This is a genomic window from Streptomyces sp. SS7, assembly GCF_037993025.1.
GTDB lineage: Bacteria > Actinomycetota > Actinomycetes > Streptomycetales > Streptomycetaceae > Streptomyces.
The window spans coordinates 1,877,950-1,904,298 of sequence record NZ_CP141223.1 but is presented as its reverse complement, the minus strand read 5'-3'; the positions used below and the strand labels follow the sequence as shown (position 1 = coordinate 1,904,298).

Below are 26,349 nucleotides of genomic sequence, written 5' to 3'. Positions count from 1 at the left end.
CCATCTCGTTAAGTATTTACTTCTTGACGTCGAACTTGCGGCCGAGTTGACTTCGAGCCACCTCGGCCGCAGCGTTGCGGCCCTGTCAGGGAGGCACACCCCAAATGAACGCAACGATGCGTAGAGTCGTGATCGGCGCCACCGCCGTGTCCATGGCGCTGTCGATTGCCGCGTGCGGCAAGGCCGGCGACGACAAGGGCAAGGACTCTGGCAGCAGCTCGGACAGCAAGTCCATCGGTCTGCTGCTCCCCGACAACGTCACCGCGCGGTACGAGAAGTTCGACAAGCCGTACTTCGAGGCCAAGGTCAAGGAGCTCTGCTCCGGCTGTGACGTCCAGTACGCGAACGCCGCGGCCGACCCGGCCAAGCAGGCCCAGCAGATGAGCTCCATGGTGACCAAGGGCGTGAAGGTCATCGTGATCTCCGCCCAGGACTCCGCCGCCATCAAGTCCTCCATCCAGTCCGCGGTGGACAAGGGCGTCAAGGTCGTCGCGTACGACCGTCTCGCCCAGGGCCCGGTCAGCGCGTACGTCTCCTTCGACAACGAGAAGGTCGGTCAGCTCCAGGGCGAGGCCCTGCTCGCCGCGCTCGGCTCCAAGGCGACCCCCAAGTCGAAGATCGTCATGATCAACGGTGACGACGCCGACCCGAACGCCGCCCAGTTCAAGGCCGGCGCCCACAAGGCCCTCGACGGCAAGGTGACCATCGCCTACGAGCAGTCCGGCCTGTGGAAGGACACCGTCGCCGCCCAGAAGATGTCCGCGGCGATCACCCAGCTGGGCGCCAAGAACATCGCCGGCGTCTACTCCGCCAACGACGGCATGGCCGGTGGCATCGCCAACACCCTCAAGGGTGCGAAGATCAGCGGCATCCCGCTGACCGGCCAGGACGCCGAGCTCGCCGCCATCCAGCGGATCGTCGCCGGCACCCAGTCCTCCACGGTCTACAAGGCCTACAAGCCCGAGGCCGACACCGCCGCCGAGCTCGCGGTCAACCTGCTGCAGGGCAAGGACATCAAGTCCCTCGCCGACACCACGGTGACCAGCGGCTCCGGTGACAAGGTCCAGGCCAAGCTGCTGACCCCGGTGTCCGTCACGGTCGCCAACATCAAGGACACGGTCGTCAAGGACGGTCTGTACACGGTCGCGGACATCTGCACCGCCGACTACGCCGCCGCCTGCAAGAAGGCCGGCCTGCAGTAGTCGCGCGCACCCCGCGCGACCCGGCCCGAGCCCCCCGCCGGGGGGCTCGGGCCCAGACCGCCGAGCGGTCCCGCGAGACCCCGCCGACGCCTGCCCCACCTTCACACCCCGCTGCCGGGGCGGGCGTCGGACGGAACCGTTGCCAAGCGCGACGGATTCGCGCATGTTCATCTTGTAAACCTCGTGCGTACCGCGGCCGCCCGCCGCAGTACCACGTCCCTCCGCGCGACTACCCCAAGCGCGGCATCCCCGCCGGTCAGGCGGCGAAGGAGATGGTTCACGTGTCCGCTACGCCCGTGCTGGCGTTGCGCGGAGTCTCCAAGCGATTCGGTGCGGTCCAGGCACTCACCGATGTCGATCTGGAGGTTCACGCCGGAGAAGTGGTCGCCCTGGTGGGCGACAACGGCGCAGGAAAGTCGACCCTGGTCAAGACGATCGCGGGTGTCCACCCCATCGATGAGGGCGTCATCGAGTGGGAGGGCCGGCCGGTCAGCATCAACAGGCCGCACGACGCCCAGGGGCTCGGCGTCGCGACGGTCTACCAGGACCTCGCGCTCTGCGACAACCTCGACGTCGTGGGCAACCTCTACCTCGGCCGCGAGCTGCTGCACCGGGGCGTCATCGACGAGGTGACGATGGAGAAGAACGCCCGCGAACTGCTGTCCACGCTCTCCATCCGGATCCCGAGCGTGCGCATCCCGATCGCGAGCCTCTCCGGCGGTCAGCGCCAGGTCGTCGCCATCGCCCGCGCCCTGATCGGCGAGCCCAAGGTCGTCATCCTCGACGAGCCCACCGCGGCCCTCGGCGTCGAGCAGACCGCACAGGTCCTCGACCTGGTCGAGCGGCTGCGCGAGCGCAACCTCGGCGTCATCCTGATCAGCCACAACATGGCCGACGTCAAGGCGGTCGCCGACACCGTCGCCGTCCTGCGCCTGGGCAAGAACAACGGCTCCTTCCCGGTGAAGGACACCAGCCACGAAGAGATCATCGCCGCGATCACGGGTGCCACGGACAACGCCGTGACCCGTCGCGCGGAGCGGCGCACCGCGGAGGCGGCACAGTGAGCGACACGTCGAAGACCGTGAAGAGCGACTCCCCCGAGCCGGAGAAGTCCGGCACGGCCACCAAGGTCGGCAAGGCCGAGGGCGTCGTCGAGGCGCAGGAGACCGTCGCCCCCGCCGACGACCCGACGGCCGCCCCGGTCGCCGTCGTCGACCCGCGGCTGCTGGTCCGTGAAGAGGGCCTCAAGGGCTACCTCACCGAGTTCAAGCGCAAGGTCAAGGGCGGCGAGCTCGGCTCGCTGCCGGTCGTCATCGGTCTGATCGTCATCTGGACGATCTTCCAGACGCAGAACGACCGCTTCCTGAGCGCCGACAACCTCTCGAACATCAGCTACTTCCTCTCGGCCACCGGCATGCTCGCCATCGGCCTGGTGTTCGTGCTGCTGCTCGGAGAGATCGACCTGTCGGTCGGTTCCGTCAGCGGTCTGTCCTCCACCCTGTTCGCCGTGTTCGCGGTGAACCACGGGGTGAACCCCTGGCTGGCGCTGGTGCTCGCCGTGATCACCGGTATCGCCATCGGCTCGCTCCAGGGCTGGTTCTTCGCCAAGGTCGGCGTGCCGGCGTTCGTCGTCACCCTGGCCGGCTTCCTCGGCTGGAACGGCCTGATGCTGTGGCTGCTGGGCGACAGCGGCACGATCAACATCCCGTCCGAGTCCGGTCCGGTCCACCTGCTCGGCCAGAGCTCCTTCTTCATGGACCAGGCGATCATCGGCGCCTACCTGCTGGCCGGCCTCGCCGTCGTGCTGTCCCTCGTGGGCAACTTCAACGAGCAGCGCCGCCGCAAGGCCGCGGGCGTGCCCTTCCGGCCGACCAGCGAGATCCTGCTGCGCGTGGGCGCCCTCGCCGTGGCGGCCTTCGTCTCCGCCGCCGTCCTGAACGACGCGGCCGGTGTCTCCAACGCCCTGGTGATCTTCCTCGCCGCGCTGGTGATCGTCGACTTCGTGCTCCGCCGCACCACCTACGGCCGTCAGGTCTTCGCGGTCGGCGGCGGCATCGAGGCCGCGCGCCGTGCCGGTATCAACGTGCCGATGGTCCGGATCACCGTGTTCGCCATCTCCGGCGGCTTCGCGGCGCTCGGCGGTATGTTCTTCGCCGGTCAGACCGCGAGCGCGACGCTGTCCGCCGGTGGCGGCAACACGCTGATGCTCGCCATCGCCGCCGCGGTCATCGGTGGTACGTCGCTCTTCGGTGGACGTGGTTCCGTGTGGTCCGCGCTGCTGGGCATGCTGGTCATCCAGTCCATCCAGACCGGTCTGGACCTGCTGAACATGAACACCTCGATCCAGTACATGATCACCGGTGGTGTTCTGCTGGGCGCCGTCGTGATCGACTCCGTGTCCCGCAAGTCCCAGAAGGCCGCCGGCCGCGGATAGCGCCTCTCACCGTACGGGGTGCGGTGGCACTGCGGGTGCCGGTCCGTCGTGGCCGGCCGCGCAGTGCCTCCGCGCCCCTTCAGGTAACCGAATGTGCCCGGCACTGCACAGTGCCGGGCATAGTCGTGTCATGGGCCGGGTCGCGGAACATTAGACTCGACGAGCCCGGCAACAGCTCGAACAGCTTTTAGTGCAAGGAGGCACGGGTGGCGCTGCTGACCCGCATCACGGGACCGCGCGATCTGGACCGGCTCAGCCCGGAGGAGCTGGACCAGCTGGCGGAGGAGATCCGGACCTTCCTGGTCGAGGCCGTGTCCAAGACCGGTGGCCACCTCGGCCCCAACCTCGGCGTGGTCGAGCTCACCATCGCCCTGCACCGGGTCTTCGAGTCCCCCAAGGACAAGATCCTGTGGGACACCGGCCACCAGTCCTACGTGCACAAGCTCCTCACCGGCCGGCAGGACTTCTCCCGGCTCAAGATGAAGGGCGGCCTGTCCGGCTACCCCTCGCAGGCCGAGTCCGAGCACGACGTCATCGAGAACAGCCACGCCTCCACGGTCCTCGGCTGGGCCGACGGCATCGCCAAGGGCAACGAGATCCTCGACCGCGACAGCCATGTCGTGGCGGTCATCGGCGACGGCGCCCTCACCGGCGGCATGGCCTGGGAGGCGCTCAACAACATCGCCGACGCCAAGGACCGCCCGCTGGTCATCGTCGTCAACGACAACGAGCGCTCGTACGCGCCGACCATCGGCGGCCTCGCCAACCACCTCGCGACCCTGCGCACCACCGACGGCTACGAGCGGTTCCTGGCCCGCGGCAAGGACCTCCTGGAGCGCACCCCCGTCGTCGGCAAGCCCCTGTTCGACACCCTGCACGGCGCCAAGAAGGGCTTGAAGGACTTCATCGCGCCCCAGGGCATGTTCGAGGACCTCGGGCTGAAGTACGTCGGCCCGATCGACGGCCACGACCTGGAAGCCCTGGAGTCCGCGCTGGCCAAGGCCAAGCGCTTCGGCGGCCCGGTGATCGTGCACTGCCTCACCGAGAAGGGCCGCGGCTACCAGCCCGCCCTCCAGGACGAGGCCGACCGCTTCCACGCCGTCGGCAAGATCCACCCCGACACCGGTCTGCCCATCGCCTCCTCCGGCGCCGACTGGACCTCCGTGTTCGGCGAGGAGATGGTCAGGCTCGGCGAGGAGCGCGAGGACATCGTCGCCATCACCGCGGCCATGCTCCAGCCCGTCGGGCTCGACAAGTTCGCCAAGCGCTTCCCGACGCGGGTCTACGACGTCGGCATCGCGGAGCAGCACGGCGCCGTCTCCGCCGCGGGCCTCGCCCACGCCGGGGTGCACCCCGTCTTCGCCGTCTACGCCACCTTCCTCAACCGCGCCTTCGACCAGGTGCTGATGGACGTGGCCCTGCACCGGTGCGGTGTGACGTTCGTCCTGGACCGGGCGGGGGTCACCGGCACCGACGGCGCCTCCCACAACGGCATGTGGGACATGTCGATCCTCCAGGTCGTCCCCGGTCTCCGGCTCGCCGCCCCCCGTGACGCCGACCAGGTCCGCGCCCAGCTCCGCGAGGCCGTCGCCGTCGACGACGCGCCGACCGTCGTACGGTTCTCCAAGGGCGCCGTCGGCCCCGCCGTCCCCGCCGTGGGACGCGTCGGCGGCATGGACGTGCTGCGCGAGCCGGGCACCGACACGCCCGACGTGCTGCTCGTCTCCGTGGGCGCCCTCGCCCCGATGTGCCTGGAGATCGCCGCGCTGCTCGACCGGCAGGGCATCACCACCACCGTCGTCGACCCGCGCTGGGTCAAGCCCGTCGACGAGGCCATGGCCCCGCTCGCCGAGCAGCACCGGGTGGTCGTCACCGTCGAGGACAACAGCCGCGTCGGCGGCGTCGGCTCGGCCGTCGCCCAGGCCCTGCGCGACGCGGGCGTCGACGTCCCGCTGCGCGACTTCGGTATCCCGCCCCGCTTCCTCGACCACGCCTCCCGCGCCGAGGTCATGGCCGAGATCGGGCTGACCGCCCCCGACATCGCCCGCCAGGTCACCGGACTCGTCGCCCGGCTGGACGGCCGGTACGGGACCCAGGCCGCCGAGGTGGACTCCGTGGAGCCCGCCCGCGACTGACGCCCGCCGAGGGCAACCCGACCCGCCCGGATGGGCCGGTTCCACCACTGTGAAGAGTGGTGAAACCGGCCCATTCGCGTTAACCCGCCCGTGCCGGGGCATACGGTCTGTGCCCCCTCTCGATCATGTCGAGGACGACACAGCGTGGGAGGTACCCATGAGCAGCACCCTCTTCCGGACGAAGAAGGTCGAGCAGTCCATCCTCGACACCGAGGAACCAGAGCACGCGCTCAAGAAATCCTTGTCCGCGCTGGATCTGACCGTCTTCGGCGTCGGCGTCATCATCGGCACCGGCATCTTCGTCCTGACCGGCACGGTCGCCAAGAACAACGCCGGACCCGCCGTCGCCCTGGCCTTCGTCGCGGCCGGGGTGGCCTGCGCGCTCGCCGCGCTCTGCTACGCCGAGTTCGCCTCCACCGTGCCGGTGGCCGGCTCGGCGTACACCTTCTCGTACGCCTCCATCGGTGAACTGCCCGCCTGGATCATCGGCTGGGACCTGGTCCTGGAGTTCGCGCTCGGTACGGCGGTGGTGGCCGTCGGCTGGTCCGGGTACATCGCCTCGCTGCTCGACAACGCCGGCTGGCACCTGCCGGCCGCGCTCAGCGGGCGCGAGGGGGCGAGCGGCTTCGGCTTCGACATCCTCGCCGCCGCCCTCGTCCTGGTGCTCACGGCGATCCTCGTGATCGGCACCAAACTCTCCGCGCGGCTGACCTCGGTCGTCGTCGCCATCAAGGTGACCGTCGTGCTGACCGTGATCATCGCGGGCGCCTTCTTCATCCACGGCGAGAACTACGACCCGTTCGTCCCGAAGGCCCAGACGGTGGAGGCGGGCAACAGCCTCCAGGCGCCGCTCATCCAGCTGATGTTCGGCTGGGCGCCGTCCAACTTCGGCGTGATGGGCATCTTCACCGCCGCCTCCGTGGTGTTCTTCGCGTTCATCGGCTTCGACGTCGTCGCGACGGCCGCCGAGGAGACCAGGAACCCGCAGCGCGACATGCCCCGCGGCATCCTCGGCTCCCTGATCATCTGCACCGTCCTGTACGTCGCCGTGTCGATCGTCGTCACCGGGATGGAGCACTACACCAAGCTGTCCGTGAGCGCCCCGCTCGCGGACGCCTTCAAGCACACCGGGCACCCCTGGTTCGCGGGCTTCATCAGCTTCGGCGCCGCCGTCGGCCTGACGACCGTCTGCATGATCCTGCTCCTCGGCCAGACCCGGGTGTTCTTCGCGATGAGCCGTGACGGACTGCTGCCGCGCTTCTTCTCCCACGTCCACCCGCGCTTCAAGACCCCGCACCGGCCGACCATCCTGCTCGGTGTGCTCATCGCGATCCTGGCCGGCTTCACCAGCCTCAGCGAGCTGGCCGAACTGGTGAACATCGGCACGCTCTTCGCGTTCGTCGTCGTCGCGATCGGCGTGATCATCCTGCGCCGCACCCGCCCCGACCTGCCGCGCGCCTTCCGCACCCCCTGGGTGCCGGTCGTGCCGATCCTGTCGGTGTGCGCCTCGCTGTGGCTGATGCTCAACCTGCCCGCCGAGACCTGGCTGCGGTTCGGCATCTGGATGGTCGTCGGCTTCTTCGTCTACTTCCTCTACGGCCGCTCGCACAGCCGCCTCGGACGCCACCAGGAGACGACCGCCGACGAGCTGGGCGGGGGAGGGGTCTGAGCCTGCCTCAGGCCTCAGGAGGCGTCCGCCGGCCCCCGTACCGCACGAGGGCCCGTCACCTCGGCGCCGAGTTCGCTCACCCGGCGGCGCAGCGCGCGGTCGGCGGTGACGACCAGACAGGGGCGGCCCCCGGCCCGGGCGACCAGGCCGACGACGTGGTCGTCCCCGCTGCCGGCCGCCGACTCCACCCGTACCCCGGCCACCGGCTCCACCCCGCGTGCCGCGCCCTCCACCACGAGCACGATCTCCACCGGCCCGGCGTGACCCGGCAGCCCGTCCGCGGCCAGCCGGTCCCGCAGCCGCTCCGCGGCGCCCCGCCGGTCCCGCCACCAGCCGTCGGGCACCGATCCGACCACGTTCGCGCCGTCGACGAGCACGAGGAGGGCGGGGCTCTCGTCCACGGGGTCGTCCAGGGCGTCCATGGCACCAGCGTCCCACGGCCGGCCGGGCCCCCGGCCCGCCGGGCGTGACCGGGAGGCCGCCGACATAAGGTGAACGGGTGAACGGCGACTGGCTCCTACGCGGCCGCGACGGGCGGCTCAGTGTCTATCTGACGTCCGACGACGCCGTCCTGTGCCGCGCGGAACGCGCGCCTGGCGGGTCCTGGGACGGCCCGCGCCGGGTCGGTGGCGACCAGCGGGTGCACCCGGTGCTCGCCGTCGGCCGGGGGGCCGACGGCTACGCGCATCTGGTGTCCTGGCGGCCGACCGTGAAGGCCGAGGCGGGCCTGGTGCACTCCGTCCACTACCGGCCGCTGCTCGCCCCGCTGGACTGGGCGCCGGTCGGCCATCCGGACCGGCGGGGCCCGCGCACCGGGCCGCCGGCCGTCGCGGTGGACGCCGAGGGACGCGCCCACGTCGTCGTCCGGAGCGCGGCCACCGGGCTCGGCCTGCTCGCCCAGAAGGAGAAGGGCGGCTGGGAGCCGTGGCGGGACCTCGGGGGCAAGGGAGTCGAGGGGGCGCCCGTCGCGGTGACCGGGGAGTCGGGGCGGATCGAGGTGTACGCGGCCGTGTCCGGCGGGGTCCTGCACTGGCGGCAGGAGGAGGCCGGCGCACCGCCCGTGCTGCAGGAGGCCCTGGAGGCACCGGTCCGCCCCGGCACCCTGAGGGCCCTGGCCACCTCGGCCGGGCACACCACCCTCTTCTACACGGACGACTCCGGCGAGGTGTGGGCCTGGCGTCCCGGCGGCAAACCGGCCCCGCTGCTCGCCGCGGCGGGAGCCGGTCCGGTCGCCGCGGTCCGCTGCGCACTCGACGGCCACGACTGCACGCTGCTCGCCCAGCGCTCGGCGAGCGGCCGGGTCGCGTTCGCCGCCTATCCCACCGAACAGGAGTCGGCGGGCGCCTGGTGGGCGGAGTCCGGTCCCCGGCTGGCTCCGGACGCCGAGGTGGCGCTGGCCGTGGACCACGAGGACCGCGTGGTCGCCGCCACCCTGTCCCCGTCGACCGGCCGGCTGCTGCTCAGCCGCCGCAAGGACGAGCCGGTGCTCGCGCTGACGGCGTGGCAGGAGGTCTGACCCGTCACCTCGGGACGGGCCTGGCGCCGGTGGTCAGGAACTCCCGCCGGTGGCGGGGGACTTCTTCGCCGACTCGGGGATCTCGGAGTCGGAGCGCACCGCCTTCCACAGGGTGGAGGCCTGGGGCTCGGCTGCCACGACCCGGTTCGGGTCGACCTTGTCGTACGCCACCGGGAGCATGATCGTCTCCATGGTGGACGGGTCGACGCCGTTGAGGCTGCGGCCGAATTCGGACAGCTTGGTGAGTGAGGCGAGACCGGAGTCGGTGGTGAGGGCCGCGGTGAGCTGGTCGGCGATCCGGAAGGCCTTGGCGGGGCTGCCGAGCAGGTCCTGCTTCTTGATCTCGCTCAGCAGGGCGAGCATGAACTGCTGCTGGAGCCCGATGCGGCCCAGGTCGCTGCCGTCGCCGATGCCGTGCCGGGTGCGGACGAACTGCAGGGCCCGGGTGCCGTCCAGGCGGTGGGTGCCCGCGGTCAGGTCGAGGCCGCTGGAGGTGTCGTGGATGTCCCGGTCGACGGTGACCGTCACCCCGCCGATCGCGTCCACCAGCCCCTTGAAGCCGGCGAAGTCGACCTCGACGTAGTGGTCCATGCGGATCCCGGACATCCGTTCCACCGTCTTGACCACGCAGGCCGGACCGACCTGGGAGTAGACGGAGTTGAACATCACGCGCCGCGCGGACGCCACCGTCGAGCCGTCGGGCCGGGTGCACTCGGGCCGGGTCACCAGGGTGTCGCGCGGGATGCTGATGGCGACGGCCTCGGTGCGGCCCTCGGGGATGTGTATCACCAGCGCGGTGTCGGAGCGGGCGCCCGCGACCTTGCCGGTGTGCAGCGCGGCGTTCGCCCCGGCGCGCGAGTCCGACCCGAGGATCAGGATGTTCTGGCCGGAGGTCGGCAGCTTCTCCGGCCGGTCGTCACCGATGGCGCGGTCGATGTCGACGCCCTTGATGTTGCCGTCGAGGTCGCGGTAGAGCCAGTACGCGGTGCCGGCGCCGACCACCAGGAGGAGGGTCAGCGCGAGCAGGACCCACCGGCCGGTCCGGCGTCGGCGGCGGGGTGCGTCGCCACCGGGGGAGCGGGGCGACGTGCTCGGGCTCTCGACGGCTGGGGTGGTCATACGGTCGGTGTCCTCGTCTTTCTCGGATCCGGGCAGGGGTGCACCCGGGCGTTCGGAAGACCGGTGACCCCCGTCGGCCGTTGTACGACAGTGATCCACATCACGGGAATGCCCTGGTGGAGGGGGTGGGTGAGGGCGGTCTCCGGGCCGGGCCGTCGGGCCCGTGGCGCGAAGCAGTGTAGGGACCATGCATATGATGGGTGAATTCCAGCCACCCGACGTCACGGGTCGGCCATGTCGTCAGGAGGCCGTGATGCCGGTGCGGGGTCGGTCCGCGCGTGCCGCGACCCGGCGCGGTTCCGCCGTTCCGGCGCCCCTTGCCGCTGCCGCCGCCGTACCGCCTCCGCCCGTGACCGGCACCGCCTCGGGCGCCTGGCTCACCCTCGGCAAGGACGGCCGGCTCACCGCGTACGCGCCCGCCCGCGGCGGACTGCTGCGCTGGACCGAGACCCGGCCCGGCGGCCCGGACTGGCGGGGACCGGATCTCGTGGAGGTCCCCCACCTCACGCATCTCGCGATAGTCCAGGGGGCGGACGCCTACGTCCACTTCCTGGGCCGGCGGGAACGGCCGCGCAGCGAGGGGGCCGTGGAGGTGGACGTCGTCCACGCGATCCAGTACCAGAGCGGACGCCCCGTCACGGAGTGGCGCTCCCTGGGCAATCCGCACCCCCAGCCGGACCGCGCCCGGCGGTTCGGCGCCCCGGCGGGTGCGGTGGCCTCGGACGGAACGGTGCATGTGTTCGCGCCCAACGCGGGCGGCGGGCTGATGATGCGCCGGGAGGGCAGGGGCGGCCGCTGGGAGCCCTGGGCCGATCTGCGCGGCACGGACGTGCGGGACGGGCTCACCGCGGCGGCGACCTCGGACGGCCGGGTCGAGGTGTTCGCCCCGGCCGGCGGCGCCGCCCTGCACTGGTTCCAGCCCGAGCCCGCCGCCGAGCCGCAGCGTTCGCACGACGTACGGCCCGGACCGGCGCCGGGCTCCGTCGCCGCGCTGGAGACCGCGCCCGGTCGGCTCACGTACTTCTGGACCGACGCGGCCGGCGGCGGACTGATCTGCCACCGGCGCGGCGGCTGGTCCGTCCCGCTGGGCGGCACCCCCGCGGACGGGGCCAACGCCGTGCTGCGCACCGTGCTCGACGGCCACGACTGCACGCTGATCGCCCACCGCGGCGCGTCCGGCACCGTCCTGGTCGGGGTCTGCGCGACGGAGGCCGAGTCCTCGGGGCTGTGGTGGACCGACACCGGTCTGGCCTGCGCGGGTGATCCGGCCCTGGCCCACGACGGCCGCGGCCGGGTCGTGGTCGCGGCCTTCGAACCCGGCGGAACACTGCGCCTGGCCCGCCAGGTGCCGGGGCCGGGGCTGGTCCTCGGGGAGCCGGTCCCCGTGTGAGACGGGAGCGGGGCGAGCAGGGGAAACCGGTTGCTGCCGGACGTCGATCACTGCTGGACAGCCCGTGAGACAGATGGAAACATCATGATTGATCAGTAAATCTTCGGTCATCCTTTGCTGTTCATCAGGTGAACGGGGAGCGTCGGTCCCATGAAGGTCCGGCCTCGGACGTGGAAAGTGCGGAAGTACAGGTGAGCCTCAACAATCCCGAGGCGAGCGCGCTCGTGTCGACCTATCGGTCCCTGGTGCCGCTGGGGGCGCGGCGCCGGATCGTGCGCCGGGTCCCCCACCCGCTGCGTTCCTCGGTGAAGCGTTCCCTGGCCTCCGCCGACGCCGTCCGCTCCGCCGTGGCCGTCCGGGCGCTCGGCGGACAGGGCCGGGGCGGCCGGCGTGCCGGCGCCGGGATCCGGGTCGTCCGGGTGGCCGGGAAGCACGTGCGGGCCGTGGAGGTCCCCGGGGCCACCGCGTGGGCCGCCCGGGCCCGCAACCTGCACATCCTCGTCTCCGCGCTGGAGGAGGCGGGCATCGACTACTTCTGTGTGCGCGGTCATGCCTCGCTCACTCCGGCCGTCGCCGTGCCCGCCCGGCGGCGGGCCGAACTGGAGGCGCTGCTGCGGGTCGTCGGCGAGGAGGGTGCCGGATACGCCGGTCCCGTCTCCGGCGGACCGATGCGCCCGGGCGGTGCCGTCGCCACCTGGCGGGCCCTGCGCGGCGAGGGCGTGGTGCGTGTGGCGTGGAACGTCTGCGACCCCAGCGGCCATCTGGTCTTCGGCCGGGAGTCCGGCTGTGACATCGAGTTCTGGGCGGAGCGGGACGGACAGCTGGTCGCGCCGCGCCCCAACCGGGTGATGACCGAGGTGCCGCTGGACGCGGGCCGCTGCTGGGCCGAGCAGAAACGTTTCAGCGCCGTGCCGGCCGTCTACTCCACCGGACACGCCCGCACCCTGCCGGAGTTCGTCGCCGCCCTGCCGGAGGACCACCTCTTCCCCATCGACGTCGTCTACACCTGGGTCGACGACTCCGACCCGGTCTGGCGCGCGAACCGTGACGCGCTGCGCGGCCGGCAGGCCACCGCCCCCGGCGGCGCCCTGCACGAGCAGGCGGCCAACGACGCCCGCTACACCAGCCGCGACGAACTGCGGTACTCCCTGCGCTCGATCCACCAGTACGCCCCCTGGGTGCGCCACATCTTCCTCGTCACCGCCGGCCAGGTGCCGTCCTGGCTGAACACCGACTTCCCCGGCATCCGGGTGGTGGACCACCGGGAGATCTTCTCCGACCCCAACGCCCTGCCCACCTTCAACTCCCACGCCATCGAGAGCCAGTTGCACCACATCCCGGACCTCTCGGAGCACTTCCTCTACCTCAACGACGACGTGTTCTTCGGCCGCCCGGTGCAGCCCGGCCAGTTCTTCCACGCCAACGGACTCACCAAGTTCTTCCAGTCCAAGGCGCTGATCCCGTCCGGCCGGGCCGGAGCCGAGGACCTTCCCGTCAACGCGGCCGGCCGCAACAGCCGCGGACTGATCGCCCAGCAGTTCGGCACCGTCATCTCACAGAAGATGAAACACACCCCGCACGCCCTGCGCCGCAGCGTCCTCACCGAAATTGAGCAGATCTACGCCAAGGCCCACCGGGTGACCCAGCACTCCCGCTTCCGCTCGCCCAGCGACGTGCCGATCGCCTCCTCGCTGCACCACTACTACGCCTTCCACTCGGCCCGCGCCACGGTCGGCGACATCCGCTACGTGTACGTCGACCTCGCCGACGCCCTCGCCCAGCGGCGACTGGACAACCTGCTCGCCCGCCGCAACTTCGACACCTTCTGCATGAACGACACGGTCACGGCGGCCGACCCCGACGCCCAGAGCCGGATGGTGAAGAACTTCCTGGAGGCCTACTTCCCCGTGCTCAGCCCCTTCGAGAAGGACTCCGGCATCCGACTGCCCGAGGACCCGCCCCCCTCCCCGCCCCACCTCCGCGCCGACGAGCGCACGAGCGGACCGGGGCGCCTCGGCCGATGACCCCCACGACCCCCACCCCCGCACCGGACCACGGCGGGGCGGCCCGGCTGCGCGCCCGCGCCGTCGCCCTGCGCGAACGCGTCATGCTCGGCCTGTTCGTCCCGCTGCGCGCGCGGCGCACCGCCCGATTGCGCTACGCCGCCATCCTCGACGGCCAGACCGTGAACCTGCACGCCGCGCTGCCGCCGTCCGCCCACCGCCCCGACCGCGCCGAGATCGTGCTGCGCCGGCGCGGCCGCCGCCACCTCGCCGAGGCCCGCGTCCACACCGGCCCCGACGGCGAGGCGCTGGTCGACGCCGCGATCCTGCTGGGCGCCGAGGTCGGCGGCGTTCCCGTCGGCACCGGCCGCTGGCGACTGCGGCTGCGCGTCCACTCCGGACGCAGGCGCCGCACCCTCTCGCTGCTGCTCCTGCGGCCGCCGACGCCGTACGAGGGCCCCACCAGGCCGATGGCTGCCTCGCCGGTGACGGGGGAGCGCCACCGGCTCGGCCGCTCCGTGCGCGGCAGCGCCCGCCTGGTCAGCACCGCCGCGCGGCCCGCCGTGGAGGTGGCCAAGGTGCACCTCGGCCACGCCGGGGTCACCGTCGACTTCCGGGTCCTCGGCACCCGCGCCGAGGACCCCTGGGCCGAGTTCGTCGCCTCCGGGCGCCGGATCGAACAGGCCGTCACCCCGCTCGGCGCCGACGCCTACCGCGTCGAGGTCCCGCTCGACCGGATGCCGCCGCGCGGCACCCGCCCCGAGCACTGGGACGTCGTCCTGACCGACCGCACCGGGCAGGCCCGACGCCTCGGCCGCCGGCTGCACGACGTCCGCAACCCCCTGCGCGTCTTCGCGATGCGCGCCCTGGCCGTCACTCCCCAGGGCCACCCTCCCCTCATCGTCCAACCGCGCTACACCCCCGCAGGAAACCTCCGCATCACCTGCACGCGCATGCCCGAGGCAGGCTGACCACAGATATGAAGATCACGTTCCTGCTGACCACGGCCGACGCCGTCGGCGGTACCGAACGGGCGGTGTACAACCAGGCCGCCGAACTGGCCGCCCGGCACGACGTGCGGGTGCTCAGCGTCTTCAAGAGCAAGCGCGAGCAGTTCTTCACCCCGCACGAACGGGTCCGCGTCGACTACCTCGTCGACCTCACCGCACCCGCCCCCCGCCCGCTGCGCCCCACCGCCGTCGACGACACCGTCTGGACGGGCCTCGCCGCCCAGCCCAGCCGGATCGTCGACCGTGACTGGGAACCCGCCTTCAACCGGCTCTCCGACGTCGAACTCGCCCTCGCCCTCCAGGACACCGACACCGACGTCCTGGTCACCACCACCCCCGCCCTGATGGCCCTCGCCGTCCATCTGGCCCCGGCCCATGTGATCACCGTCCACCAGGAGCACCGGGTCTCCGAACTGCGTGGCGCGAGCGGTGAGCCGCTGCGCCGGTACGCCGCCCGCCTGGACTGTCTCGCCGTGCTCAGCGAACGCACCCGGGACTGGTTCGCCGAGACCCTCGGGGACGCCGCGCCCCGGCTGGAGATCGTGCCCAACGCCCTGCCCGGCGGCTTCCGGCCCCGCTCCACCCTCCAGACCCGCACCGTGGTCATCGCCGGCCGGCTCGTCGCCGAGAAGCAGATCGACCACGCCGTCACCGCCTGGGCCACCGTCGCCCGGTACCACCCGGACTGGCAGCTGCGGATCTTCGGCGACGGACCGCTCAGCGGCGCCCTGCGCCGGCAGATCGACATGCTCGGGCTGCACGACTGCGTCCAGCTCAACGGCAACTCCCGGCACCTGGCCGAGGAGTGGGCCAAGGCCGGCATCGCCGTCCTCACCTCCCGCAACGAGGCCTTCGGCCTGGTCCTCGCCGAGGCCCAGGCCGCCGGCGTCCCGGTGGTCTCCTACGACGCGCCCAACGGCCCGCGCGAGGTCGTCATCGACGGCGAGACCGGCATCCTCGTGCCGCCCGGCGACACCGACGCCCTCGCCTCGGCGCTGCTCCTGCTCATCCAGGACGCCGAACTGCGCACACGGATGGGCGCCGCGGCCCTGGCATCGGTCAACCGCTTCTCGCCCACCGTGGTCACCGCCACCTGGGAGCGGCTCTTCCACGAGCTGGCCGCCGAGCGCGACACCGGACGGCGGGCCGTCGCCAAGGCCGAACGCGAGGCCCTGCACGCCTACTTCGGCGGCTCCGAGGGCATCGTGCCCGCCGCCAGCCCCGCCCCCGCCAGCACCGTCCGCAGCTCCGGCCAGCGCGCCCTGGAACAACGCCTGCTCCAGCGGCGCGGGTTCGTCTCCGACGGCGGCCAGATCTGCCGGCTCCTCGACTGGGAGTCGCCCTGGGACGTCGTCCAGCAGAACCTGGCCCTGGTCGCCAACGTGCTCGAAGGGGCCGGCATCCCCTATCTCGTCGTACGCGACCATCTGGTGCGGCACTCCGTCGCCGTGCACGCCGTGTACCGCGCGGCGGTCTTCAAGGCCCTCGCCGAGCGGTACCGCGACGACGCCGTGTACGCGGCCGTCCTCAACGAGAGCCAGAAGACGGTCGCGACGGTCCTCGCCGGCCTCGTCGCCCCCTATGCCGACACCCCCTCCTCCGGTGTCCGCGTCTACCAGAACGTCGTCGCCCCCTCGCGTCTGCTGCGCCTGGGCGCCGTCTACGGCACCACGATCTCCTTCTGGGAGAACGACCCCGAGGACCCCGCCCACCTCCAGGCACCCGCCCGCACCCTGATCGGCGACCGGGTCCCCGGCGCGGCCATGCGCCGCTCCACCCTCACCCTGGCCGGCCGCCCCTATCCCACCATCGAGGCCTTCACCCAACGGCTGCACGGAGACGTCGACTTCCCCGTCGACGCCGTCTACACCTGGGTCGACGGCTCGGACGTGAGCTGGCTGGAGCGCAAGAACGCCGTGCTGGCCGGGCTGGGCCTGGACACCGAGGACGCGGCGACCAGCGCCGCCCGCTTCCGCGACCGGGACGAACTGCGCTACTCCCTGCGCTCGATCGACATGTACGCGCCCTGGATCCGGACCATCTACCTCGTCACCAACCGGCAGGTCCCGCACTGGCTGGACACCTCGCACCCCCGCGTCCGCGTGGTCGACCACAGCGAGATCTTCGGCGACCGAGGCGCTCTGCCGACGTACAACTCCCACGCCATCGAGAGCCAGTTGCACCACATCGAGGGCCTGGCCGAGCACTTCCTGTACTTCAACGACGACGTGTTCCTCGGCCGGACCGTGCGCCCCGACCTGTTCTTCCTCGGCAACGGCCAGGCCCGGCACTTCATGTCGCCGACGTCCGTGCCCATGGCCCCGCCCGGCCCCGAGGACGAGTTCGCCGTCAGCGCCGCGAAGAACAACCGGGCCCTGATCCGTGCGGACTTCGGACAGACGCCCGTGCACTCCTTCCTGCACGCCCCGCACCCGCTGCGGCGCAGTGTCCTCGCCGACATCGAACAGCGCTACGGGCAGGCCGTGTCGGGCACCGCCGCCAGCCAGCTGCGCAGCCACGGCGATGTCTCCGTCGCCTCCTCGCTGCACCACTACGTCGGCTACCACACCCTGCGCAGCGTGCCCGGCGGTATCTCCTGCGGATTCGTCAACGTGGGCCTCGCCGAGCACGCCGCCCGGCTGAACCGGATCCTCGGCGTGCGCCCGTACGACGTGTTCTGCCTCAACGACTACCACGACGGGGACGTCCCCGAGGACGAGCAGGACGCCATCCTCGCCGCCTTCCTGCCCAGCTACTTCCCCGTCCCCAGCCAGTACGAGACCGGGTCGGTGCGCAACCAGCGTGCCCACGCCGGCTACCTGCCGGAATGGCCCCTGTGACCACACCCGCCCTCGCACCCGCGTCCCCGGCCGTATCCCCATCCCCAGCCAAGTCCCCGTCCCCGTCCCCTTCTGCGCTCGGGAGGAGCGAAGCATGACCAGCCCCGCGTCCGTCCTGCAGGTCGTGGCCCACCCCGACGACGACCTGTACTTCATGAACCCGGCCGTCTTCCAGGGCCTCAAGGCCGGTGTCCGCACCACCACCGTCTACCTGACCGCAGGCGACGCCGGCGGACTCAACCCCCGTCCCTGGCAGCAGGAACCGGCCGTCGAGGACCGGGCGGCCTACGGCAAGGCACGGCAGAACGGCATCAAGGCCGCCTACGGCGCGATGCTGCTCGGCGACCGCACCGCGGCCTGGAAGCCGGCCACCCTCTCCACGGCGGGCGGCGCCGTCGCCGAGGCCTACGCGCTCGCCGACGCGCCCTGGGTGACGCTGGTCTTCCTCAACATCCGCCAGCACGGCACCCCGGAGGGCCCGCCGCGCAGCCTGCACGCGCTGTGGCACGAGGAGGCCGAGCGGGTCGCCACCCTCGTCGTGACCGGCGGCCTGGTGCACGAGCCGCACGCCTACACCCGCCAGGGCCTGGTCGACACGCTGGTCCAGCTCATGGACCTGGTCCGGCCCACCCTGGTGCGCACCATGGACCCGGACCCCAACCGGCTGGTCCACGACGACCAGCACCCCCAGCGGCACGACTTCGGCGACCTGTCCGACCACTGCGACCACACCGCGGCCGCGCTGTTCACCTGGCTGGCGCTGGACCACTACCAGGGCCCCGGCGAGAACCGCGCCTTCGCCGTCGAGTCCTACCGCGGCTACGCCAACGAACGCTGGCCGCACAACCTGAGCCCCCAGGCGGTCTCCCTCAAGGAGTACTTCCTCAACGTCTACGGCGCCGCCGACGGCTACGACAGCGGGGACCCGGCCGGCAGCGGCGACTACGCCGTGGCCCTGAACGCCCGCTCCACCGGCTGGGTGCAGAGCACCGCGCCGCGCCATCCGTCCGGCGCGAACTGGCTGCTCGCCGACCGGCGGGGCCGGCTCGCCGCGTTCGCCGTCGTCAACCAGCAGGCGGCGGTGTGGCTGGAGGCCCGGCCGGGCACCGACGAGTGGCGCGGCCCCTTCCTCCTCGGCGGCGGCCCCCTCGCCCCGGGGCTCGCCGTCAGCCTCACCCCGGACGGACGCTGGCAGGTGTTCGCCGAGCGGCTCTCGCACCTCGCCGCCGACGGCGCCCACACCCGGGAGATCGTCCTGCTCGAACAGGCCGAGCCCGACGGTGTGTTCACGGGCTGGGTCACCCTCGGCAACCCCTCCGCCGGCGACCCGCGGCGCGACCGCCACCTGGGCACCCCCGCCGTCACCCGCGACGGCCGGGGCCGGCTGCACCTGTTCGTGCGCAACGCGGGCCAGGGACTGCACACTCGCATCCAGGAGACCGACGGCTCCTGGGGCGAGTGGACCGACCTGCGCGGACACGAGCTCCAGGAGGGCATCGCCGCGCTCACCGCTCCCACCGGACACGTGGAGGTGTTCGCGGCCAGCAGGGAGGGCGTCTTCCACTGGGCGCAGGGCTCCCTCGACGCACCGCTGAGCCGGGCGCCCCGGTTCCGGCTCACCGTGCCCGCCGGGCCCGCCGCGGCCGTGGTGCAGCCGACCGGGCAGGTCATGACGGTCTACCGGCAGCCCGGCACCGGACGGCTGCTCATGGCCCAGGAGGACGCGCCCGGCGGCCGCTGGGCCCGGCCCGCGGCCTCGATCGGGGGCCGCGGCGGCTTCGGCGCCGTCGCGCTGGCCGCCTCCCCGTCGCCCGCGGCCGGCACGCTGGTCGTCACCCGCGGCGACCTCGGCGGGGTGGCCCACCGCTTCCTGCCGGGCGACGGGACCTGGCGGGAACTGCCCACGACGGAGCTGGGCGGGACGATCGCGGGCGCCCCCGCCGCCGCCTTCGACGCCCTCGGCCGCGCCGTGATCGCGGTCCTCGGCGCCGACGGCCGCCTCGCGGTGGCCCGTCAGCTCGCGCCGGGAGCGCCGGAGTTCGGGCCGTGGGCGGTCACGGGCTGACCCCGGGAGCACCCACGGGAGAGGGCCCCCGCCGTCCGGCGGGGGCCCTCGTCACATCCGTACGGCGGTTACGCGGGAACCGACGCCAGACCCGGGGCCAGGAACCGCTTGCCGTTCACCCGCTCGGAGACACCCTCGCGGTCCAGGTACGGCGTGATGCCGCCCAGGTGGAAGGGCCAGCCGGCGCCCGTGATCAGGCAGAGGTCGATGTCCTGCGCCTCGGCGACGACACCCTCGTCGAGCATGAGCCCGATCTCCTGCGCCACCGCGTCCAGGACGCGCGCCCGCACCTGCTCCTCGGTGAGGACGGTGTCGCCCTGCTGGAGCAGCGCGGCGACCTCGGGGTCCAGCTCCGGCTTGCCGCTGTCGTAGACGTAGAAGCCGCGCTTGCCGGCCTCGACGACCGCCTTGAGGTTCGAGGAGACCGTGAAGCGGTCCGGGAACGCCCGGTGGAGCGTCTCCGAGACGTGCAGGCCGATCGCCGGGCCGACCAGTTCGAGGAGGACCAGCGGGGACATCGGCAGGCCGAGCGGCTCGACGCCCTTCTCCGCGATCTCGATGGGGGTGCCCTCGTCGATGACGTTCTGCACCTCGCCCATGAAGCGGGTCAGGATGCGGTTCACGACGAACGCCGGGGCGTCCTTCGTCAGCACCGCCGTCTTCTTCAGCTTCTTGGCGACGGCGAAGGCCGTGGCCAGGGAGGCGTCGTCGGTCTGCTCGCCGCGGACGATCTCCAGGAGCGGCAGGACCGCGACCGGGTTGAAGAAGTGGAAGCCCACGACCCGCTCGGGGTGCTTCAGCTTCGACGCCATCTCCGACACGGAGAGGGAGGAGGTGTTGGTGGCGAAGATCGCGTGCGCCGGGGTGACCGCCTCGACCTCCGCGAACACCTGCTGCTTGACACCGATCTCCTCGAACACGGCCTCGATGACGAAGTCCGCGTCCGCGAAGCCCTCGGCCTTGTCCAGCACACCGGTGACCAGGGCCTTGAGGCGGTTGGCCTTGTCCTGGTTGATCCGGCCCTTGCCGAGCAGCTTCTCGATCTCGGCGTGGACATAGCCCACACCCTTGTCGACGCGCTCCTGGTCGATGTCCGTCAGGACGACGGGCACCTCCAGGCGGCGCAGGAAGAGCAGCGCGAGCTGGCTGGCCATCAGACCCGCGCCCACCACGCCGACCTTGGTGACCGGGCGGGCCAGGCTCTTGTCCGGGGCGCCCGCGGGACGCTTGCCGCGCTTCTGCACCAGGTTGAACGCGTAGATGCCGGCGCGCAGTTCACCGCCCATGATCAGGTCGGCGAGCGCGGTGTCCTCGGCGTCGAAGCCCTGCTGCAGGTCGCCGTTCTTGGCGGTGGCGATGATGTCGAGGGCGCGGTAGGCGGCCGGGGCCGCGCCGTGCACCTTGGAGTCGGCGACGAACCGGCCGCGCGCGACGGCCTGGTCCCAGGCCTCGCCGCGGTCGACGACCGGGCGCTCCACCGTGACGTCGCCCTTGAGGACGTTCGCCGTCCAGATCAGCGACTGCTCCAGGAAGTCCGCGCCCTCGAAGAGCGCGTCGGCGATCCCGAGCTCGAAGACCTGCTGCCCCTTGAGCTGCTTGTTCTGGTTCAGGCTGTTCTCGACGATCACCGAGACGGCCTTGTCGGCGCCGATCAGGTTCGGCAGCAGCGTGCAGCCGCCCCAGCCGGGGACCAGACCGAGGAAGACCTCGGGCAGGGAGAAGGCCGGCAGCGCCTTGGACACGGTGCGGTAGCTGCAGTGCAGCCCGACCTCGACACCGCCGCCCATCGCCGCGCCGTTGTAGTAGGTGAAGGTCGGGACCGCGAGGCCCGCGAGGCGCTTGAAGACCTCGTGGCCGCCCTTGCCGATGGCGAGCGCGTGGTCGTACTCCTTGAGGAGCTCGACGCCCTTGAGGTCCGCGCCGACGGCGAAGACGAACGGCTTGCCGGTGATGCCCACGCCGACGATCTCGCCGGCCGCGGCCTCCTTCTCCACCTGGTCGATGGCGAGGCCCAGGTTCGCGAGCGACGCGGGGCCGAAGGTGGTCGGCTTGGTGTGGTCGAAGCCGTTGTCGAGGGTGATCAGGGCGAAGCGTCCGGCGCCCGACGGCAGGTCGAGGTGGCGTACGTGCGCGCTCGTGACGACCTCGTCCGGGTACAGCTCGGCCGCACCCTTCAGCAGCTCAGCGGTGGTGCTCACTTGTCCCCCTCGAAGTGCGGGTTCTCCCAGATGACCGTCGCGCCCATGCCGAAGCCGACGCACATGGTGGTCAGGCCGTAGCGGACGTGCGGCTGCTCCTCGAACTGGCGGGCCAGCTGCGTCATCAGGCGGACGCCGGAGGAGGCCAGCGGGTGGCCGAAGGCGATGGCGCCGCCGTACTGGTTGACGCGCTCGTCGTCGTCGGCGATGCCGTAGTGGTCGAGGAAGGCCAGCACCTGCACGGCGAAGGCCTCGTTGATCTCGAACAGACCGATGTCGGAGATGGACAGACCCGCCTGCGCGAGCGCCTTCTCGGTGGCCGGGATCGGGCCGTAGCCCATGACCTCCGGCTCGACGCCCGCGAAGGAGTACGCCACGAGGCGCATCTTGACCGGCAGGCCGTTCTCGCGGGCGAAGTCCTCGGAGGCGATCAGCGAGGCGGTCGCGCCGTCGTTGAGACCGGCCGCGTTGCCGGCGGTGACCCGGCCGTGGACGCGGAACGGGGTCTTCAGGCCGGAGAGGTTCTCCAGGGTGGTGCCCGGGCGCATCGGCTCGTCGGCGGTGACCAGGCCCCAGCCCGTCTCGCCGGCGTCCGGGTTGGTGCGGCGCACCGAGATCGGCACCAGGTCGGCCTGGATCTTGCCGTCGGCGTACGCCTTGGCGGCCTTCTCCTGGGAGCGGACCGCGTACTCGTCCGCGCGCAGCTTGGTGATGTGCGGGTAGCGGTCGTGCAGGTTCTCCGCGGTCATGCCCATGAACAGGGCGGACTCGTCGACCAGCTTCTCGGAGACGAACCGCGGGTTCGGGTCCACGCCCTCGCCCATGGGGTGGCGGCCCATGTGCTCGACACCGCCGGCGATCGCGATGTCGTACGCGCCGAAGGCGACCGAGCCCGCGACCGTGGTGACGGCCGTGAGCGCGCCGGCGCACATCCGGTCGATGGAGTAGCCGGGGACCGACTGGGGGAGACCGGCCAGGATGCCGGCGGTGCGGCCGATGGTCAGGCCCTGGTCGCCGATCTGCGTGGTCGCGGCGATGGCGACCTCGTCGATCTTCTGGGGGTCGAGACCGGGGTTGCGGCGCAGCAGCTCCCGGATCGCCTTCACGACGAGGTCGTCGGCGCGGGTCTCGTGGTAGATGCCCTTCGGGCCCGCCTTGCCGAACGGGGTACGGACGCCGTCGACGAAGACGACGTCCCTGACGGTACGAGGCACGATGGCTCTCCTCCAGGGTGCGGGATGGCACTGCTGCGGCACGCATGCGCTGAGCGCGCGCTCAGACCCCATGCTACTTGTCGGTAACGTAGCTGCCCAGTCCCGGAGGCCCAAGCGGTGAAGGTCACACCTTCGGGGGAGCGGTCGACCCCCGGGGCGTCAGCGTGGGAGTGGGCACCGGGTGCGATCCCGGCCCCCCTCCGGCGATCGCCCCGAACAGCGTGCGGGCCGACTCCGCGCCGAACCCGTGCACGTCATGGCTCATCGCGGAGAGCGTCGGATGGGTCAGCCGGCACAGCTGGGAGTCGTCCCAGGCCAGCAGGGAGACGTCCCGGGGCACGCTCAGCCCCATCTCGGCCGCCACCGCCAGCCCGGCCACCGCCATGATGTCGTTGTCGTAGACGATGGCCGTCGGCCGGTCCGGCGGGGCGGCGGTCAGCATCGAGCGGGTGGCCCGCGCCCCCGCCTCGCCGGAGTAGTCCGTGGCCACCTGCCGGGCCCCGGCCAGCCCCAGATCGCGTGCCGCCGCGTCGAAGGCCGCCGTGCGCATCGTCGTGTGCCCGAGCGCCGCGGCACCCCCGACCCGGGCGATACGGCGATGGCCGAGCGCGGCGAGGTAGCGCACCGCCTCCGTCACCGCCGTCGCGTCGTCCGTCCACACCGAGGTCAGGGACCCCGTCAGCGAGGGGTGCCCGACCGCCACCACCGGCATCCCGAGCCGCTCGGCCGCCGCGACCCGCGGATCGTCGGCCCGGAAGTCCACCAGGATCGCCCCGCCGATCTGCCGCCCCCGCCACCACGACTCCAGGAGCGAGGCCTCCTCCTCCACGCTGCGGACCAGCCGCAGCAGCAGCGAGCAGGCGTGCTCGGTCAGCACGCTCTCCACCCCGGAGACGAACTCCATGTAGAACGGCTCCAGGCCCAGCATCCGAGCCGGCCGGCAGATCGCCAGCCCCACCACGTCCACCCGCGAGCTCGACAGCGACCGCGCGGTCAGGTTCGGCTCCCACCCCAGCTCCCGCGCCGCCGTGAAGATCCGCTCCCGGGTCGTCTCCGACAGCCCCGGTTTGCGGTTGAACGCCAGCGACACCGCCCCCTTGGACACCCCGGCGCGCGCGGCGACGTCCTTGATGGTGACGCGGGAGGTCGTCATCGCGCGGGCTCCAGGCAGTACAGGGCGGCACGGGCCGCGTCGGCACCAGGAGTCTCCCAGCCCGTCACGCCGATCGTCACCCGTTCCCCGGGAAGCAGCGTCACCAGCCCCCGGTCGGCCCGTACGTCCGGTCCCAGCCGGTCGGCCTGGAGCAGCAGGTCGCGTACGAGGGTGCGCGCCGTCACCGTGACGCTCCCCGGCGCCACGCTCACCTCGAACTCGGGCTGCGGATAGGGGATCTCACGGTCCACGACCGGAAAGTACAGCGCCCGCAGCTCTGTTGCGCCCGCGGCCGCGTCGGCCACCAGGAACTCCTTCGCCCCGGCCGGCTCCAGCTCCACCGGCACCCGCGCCACCCCCACCGCCCGCGCATCCGCCAGCAGTCGCACTTCCGCCCCCTGGAGGACCTCCCCGTCGACGGACATCCGCCGCAGCCGCAGTACCCCCGTCCACGGCTCGGCCGACTGGTTCACGGCCGCCCACACCAGCCCCTCGCCCCGCGGTTGCAGCGTCAGCAGCCGGTCCGCGTACAGCCGCCGCAGCTCGTGGTAGAGCGGCTTCTCCCGCCCGTCGCCGTCGATCGCCGCCCAGGAGGTCACCGGCCAGCAGTCGTTGAGCTGCCAGACGACCGTGCCCGCGCACACCGGCCAGTGCGACCGCCAGTGCTCGATCCCCGCCGCCACCGCACGCGCCTGGTTGACCTGCGTCAGATAGTGCCAGCGGTCGAAGTCCCCCTCCGGCACGCCGAAATGCCGGGCGAGCCCGCGCGCCAGCTTGCCGTTGCCGTCGTCCGCCTTCTGCCGGTGCAGCATCCCGGGCGAGTCGGCGGCCGGCTCCTCACCCGGCAGCGCCCGCCGCAGCGTGGCGTACGCGGGCGGCGCCTGCCAGCCGAACTCGGCGACGAACCGCGGCACTTCGGCGCGGTACTCGGTGTAGTCCCGCCGGTTCCACACCTCCCAGGAGTGGTGCGTGCCGTGCGCCGGGTCGTTCGGATGGCGCGCCCAGGAACCCGACCAGGGGCTGCCCGCGGTGTAGGGCCGGGTGGGATCCAGCTCGGCCACGACACGCGGCAGCAGGCCCAGGTAGTACCCCTCCCCCCAGGAGTCCCCGGCGAGCCGTCCCTCCCAGCCCCAGTCCCGGAACCCCCACAGGTTCTCGTTGTTGCCGTTCCACAGCACCAGCGACGGATGCGGCATCAGCCGTACGACGTTCTCCCGGGCCTCCGCCTCCACCTCGCCGCGCAGCGGCTGCTCCTCGGGGTAGGCCGCGCACGCGAACGGGAAGTCCTGCCACACCAGCAGCCCCAACTCGTCGCAGGCGTCGTAGAAGTCCTCGCTCTCGTAGATCCCGCCGCCCCACACCCGCACCAGGTCCACCCCGGCGCCGGCGGCCTGCCGCAGCCGCCTTCGGTAGCGCTCCCGGGTCACCCGGGAGGGGAAGGAGTCGTCCGGGATCCAGTTCACCCCGCGCGCGAACAGCCGCTCGCCGTTGACGACCAGGGTGAAGCCGGTGCCGTGCGCATCGGGCCGCCGGTCCAGCTCGACGGTCCGGAAGCCGATCCGCCGCCGCCAGGAGTCCAGGTCCGCGCCCTCATGACTGAGCGTCAGTTCGACGTCGTACAGGGGCTGCTCGCCGTAGCCGCGCGGCCACCACAGCCGTGCCCGGGGCACCTCCAGCCGTACCACCGCGCCGGTGCCCTCGACCCGGGCCCGCGCCTGTGTCCCGCCCACCCGGGCGGTGACCGTCAGCCCGGCCTCCACCCGGGTCCGCTCCACCTCCACCCGCAACTCGACCATCCCGACGCCCTGTTCGACGGTGACCAGGGGCCGCACCCGGGCGATCCGCGCCGTCGACCAGCGCTCCAGCCGCACCGGCCGCCAGATCCCCGCCGTCACCAGGGTCGGCCCCCAGTCCCAGCCGAACGAGCAGGCCATCTTGCGCAGGTACTGGTAGGGCTCGGCATAGGCGGCGGGCCGTTCGCCCAGCCGTCCGCGCACCGCCTCGGCCTCCGCGTACGCGGACGCGAACCGGACCGTCAGCCGCCCGCTCGCCCCGGTCACGTCGAACCGGTACGAGCGGTGCATGTTCCGCACCGACCCCAGCGGCCGCCCGTCGAGCAGGATCTCGGCGGCCGTGTCCAGACCGTCGAAGACCAGATCGGTCTGCTCCTGCCCGGACGGCCCGTCCGGCAGCTCCCGCTCGTACGTCCACTCGCGCCGCCCCACCCAGGCGACCTCGTGCTCGCCCCGGCCGACGTAGGGGTCCGGGATCACCCCGGCGGCCAGCAGATCGGTGTGCACGCACCCCGGCACCGAGGCCGCCAGCGCCTGCCCTTCGTGCCGCAGGATCCATCCGTCGACGAGCGGTGAGGCCTGAAGCATGCGCACTCCCTAAACCGGTC

The 26,349-nt window shown here is 72.2% G+C and carries 17 protein-coding genes; 11 read left to right on the top strand and 6 right to left on the bottom strand.

The genetic code is table 11. From position 1 onward, the window contains the following. Positions 1–116: 116 nt before the first annotated feature. The 5 genes from U5640_RS08530 (at position 117) to U5640_RS08510 (ending at position 7,440) form a co-directional block, all read left to right on the top strand. On the top strand, positions 117–1,202 hold the full coding sequence (locus tag U5640_RS08530) for a substrate-binding domain-containing protein (protein ID WP_340385010.1): 1,086 nt from the start codon (positions 117–119) through the stop codon (positions 1,200–1,202). Between the two features lie 272 nt (positions 1,203–1,474). Further along, the gene (locus U5640_RS08525) at positions 1,475–2,266 is read left to right on the top strand and encodes an ATP-binding cassette domain-containing protein (protein WP_340375183.1); all 792 of its coding nucleotides are present in this window, start codon (positions 1,475–1,477) and stop codon (positions 2,264–2,266) included. Then, a complete protein-coding gene (locus U5640_RS08520; protein WP_340375182.1) occupies positions 2,263–3,636 on the top strand; it encodes a sugar ABC transporter permease in 1,374 nt (457 codons plus the stop codon). Before U5640_RS08525 ends, U5640_RS08520 begins: the two co-directional genes overlap by 4 nt. A 206-nt stretch (positions 3,637–3,842) precedes the next feature. Continuing rightward, positions 3,843–5,771, top strand: coding sequence for a 1-deoxy-D-xylulose-5-phosphate synthase (gene dxs / locus U5640_RS08515; protein WP_340375181.1), 1,929 nt, complete (start codon positions 3,843–3,845; stop codon positions 5,769–5,771). 157 nt (positions 5,772–5,928) lie between these two features. Then, positions 5,929–7,440 carry an amino acid permease gene (locus U5640_RS08510; RefSeq protein ID WP_340375180.1) on the top strand — a complete coding sequence of 504 codons (1,512 nt, stop codon included), beginning with the start codon at positions 5,929–5,931 and terminating at the stop codon, positions 7,438–7,440. A gap of 14 nt (positions 7,441–7,454) precedes the next feature. On the opposite strand, the gene U5640_RS08505 is transcribed toward U5640_RS08510, so the two are convergent. Then, positions 7,455–7,841: an NTP pyrophosphohydrolase gene (locus tag U5640_RS08505; RefSeq protein WP_340385008.1), complete on the bottom strand. Its 387-nt coding sequence runs from the start codon at positions 7,839–7,841 to the stop codon at positions 7,455–7,457. Between the two features lie 98 nt (positions 7,842–7,939). On the opposite strand from U5640_RS08505, the gene U5640_RS08500 reads away from it, so the two are divergent. Next, complete coding sequence (locus U5640_RS08500) at positions 7,940–8,956, top strand: hypothetical protein (protein ID WP_340375179.1); 1,017 nt, start codon at positions 7,940–7,942, stop codon at positions 8,954–8,956. Between the two features lie 33 nt (positions 8,957–8,989). Here the strand turns inward: U5640_RS08500 and U5640_RS08495 are convergent, their stop codons facing one another. Further along, positions 8,990–10,075: an LCP family protein gene (locus U5640_RS08495; RefSeq protein ID WP_340375178.1), complete on the bottom strand. Its 1,086-nt coding sequence runs from the start codon at positions 10,073–10,075 to the stop codon at positions 8,990–8,992. 349 nt (positions 10,076–10,424) lie between these two features. On the opposite strand from U5640_RS08495, the gene U5640_RS08490 reads away from it, so the two are divergent. The 5 genes from U5640_RS08490 to U5640_RS08470 all read left to right on the top strand — a co-directional run bounded on the left by U5640_RS08490 (position 10,425) and on the right by U5640_RS08470 (position 19,383). Continuing rightward, positions 10,425–11,465: a hypothetical protein gene (locus U5640_RS08490; RefSeq protein WP_340375177.1), complete on the top strand. Its 1,041-nt coding sequence runs from the start codon at positions 10,425–10,427 to the stop codon at positions 11,463–11,465. 191 nt (positions 11,466–11,656) lie between these two features. After that, a complete protein-coding gene (locus U5640_RS08485; RefSeq protein WP_340375176.1) occupies positions 11,657–13,489 on the top strand; it encodes a stealth family protein in 1,833 nt (610 codons plus the stop codon). Beyond that, positions 13,486–14,439 (top strand): hypothetical protein, encoded by a 954-nt coding sequence (locus tag U5640_RS08480; RefSeq protein ID WP_340375175.1) that lies wholly within the window; start codon positions 13,486–13,488, stop codon positions 14,437–14,439. Before U5640_RS08485 ends, U5640_RS08480 begins: the two co-directional genes overlap by 4 nt. 8 nt (positions 14,440–14,447) lie before the next feature. Further along, a complete protein-coding gene (locus U5640_RS08475; RefSeq protein ID WP_340375174.1) occupies positions 14,448–17,318 on the top strand; it encodes a stealth conserved region 3 domain-containing protein in 2,871 nt (956 codons plus the stop codon). A 94-nt stretch (positions 17,319–17,412) separates the two neighbouring features. Next, positions 17,413–19,383 (top strand): PIG-L family deacetylase, encoded by a 1,971-nt coding sequence (locus U5640_RS08470; protein WP_340375173.1) that lies wholly within the window; start codon positions 17,413–17,415, stop codon positions 19,381–19,383. A 68-nt stretch (positions 19,384–19,451) separates the two neighbouring features. Here U5640_RS08470 and U5640_RS08465 read toward each other — a convergent pair whose 3' ends face one another. From U5640_RS08465 to U5640_RS08450, 4 genes are all read right to left on the bottom strand, one after another. After that, entirely contained in the window at positions 19,452–21,581 is a 2,130-nt protein-coding gene (locus U5640_RS08465) for a 3-hydroxyacyl-CoA dehydrogenase NAD-binding domain-containing protein (protein ID WP_340375172.1), read from the bottom strand. Beyond that, positions 21,578–22,795 carry an acetyl-CoA C-acyltransferase gene (locus U5640_RS08460; protein WP_340375171.1) on the bottom strand — a complete coding sequence of 406 codons (1,218 nt, stop codon included), beginning with the start codon at positions 22,793–22,795 and terminating at the stop codon, positions 21,578–21,580. The genes U5640_RS08465 and U5640_RS08460 overlap by 4 nt, the downstream gene beginning before the upstream one ends. Positions 22,796–22,919: 124 nt before the next feature. Then, positions 22,920–23,948, bottom strand: coding sequence for a LacI family DNA-binding transcriptional regulator (locus U5640_RS08455; protein WP_340375170.1), 1,029 nt, complete (start codon positions 23,946–23,948; stop codon positions 22,920–22,922). Continuing rightward, positions 23,945–26,329: a glycoside hydrolase family 2 protein gene (locus tag U5640_RS08450; RefSeq protein ID WP_340375169.1), complete on the bottom strand. Its 2,385-nt coding sequence runs from the start codon at positions 26,327–26,329 to the stop codon at positions 23,945–23,947. Before U5640_RS08450 ends, U5640_RS08455 begins: the two co-directional genes overlap by 4 nt. Positions 26,330–26,349 lie beyond the last annotated feature (20 nt).

Coding starts and splice junctions, on each gene's coding strand:
- U5640_RS08530 (WP_340385010.1), top strand. CDS start 117: ATGCGTAGAGTCGTGATCGGCGCCACCGCCGTGTCCATGGCGCTGTCG.
- U5640_RS08525 (WP_340375183.1), top strand. CDS start 1,475: ATGGTTCACGTGTCCGCTACGCCCGTGCTGGCGTTGCGCGGAGTCTCC.
- U5640_RS08475 (WP_340375174.1), top strand. CDS start 14,448: ATGAAGATCACGTTCCTGCTGACCACGGCCGACGCCGTCGGCGGTACC.
- U5640_RS08510 (WP_340375180.1), top strand. CDS start 5,929: ATGAGCAGCACCCTCTTCCGGACGAAGAAGGTCGAGCAGTCCATCCTC.
- U5640_RS08455 (WP_340375170.1), bottom strand. CDS start 23,948: ATGACGACCTCCCGCGTCACCATCAAGGACGTCGCCGCGCGCGCCGGG.
- U5640_RS08480 (WP_340375175.1), top strand. CDS start 13,486: ATGACCCCCACGACCCCCACCCCCGCACCGGACCACGGCGGGGCGGCC.
- U5640_RS08470 (WP_340375173.1), top strand. CDS start 17,413: ATGACCAGCCCCGCGTCCGTCCTGCAGGTCGTGGCCCACCCCGACGAC.
- U5640_RS08450 (WP_340375169.1), bottom strand. CDS start 26,329: ATGCTTCAGGCCTCACCGCTCGTCGACGGATGGATCCTGCGGCACGAA.
- U5640_RS08495 (WP_340375178.1), bottom strand. CDS start 10,075: ATGACCACCCCAGCCGTCGAGAGCCCGAGCACGTCGCCCCGCTCCCCC.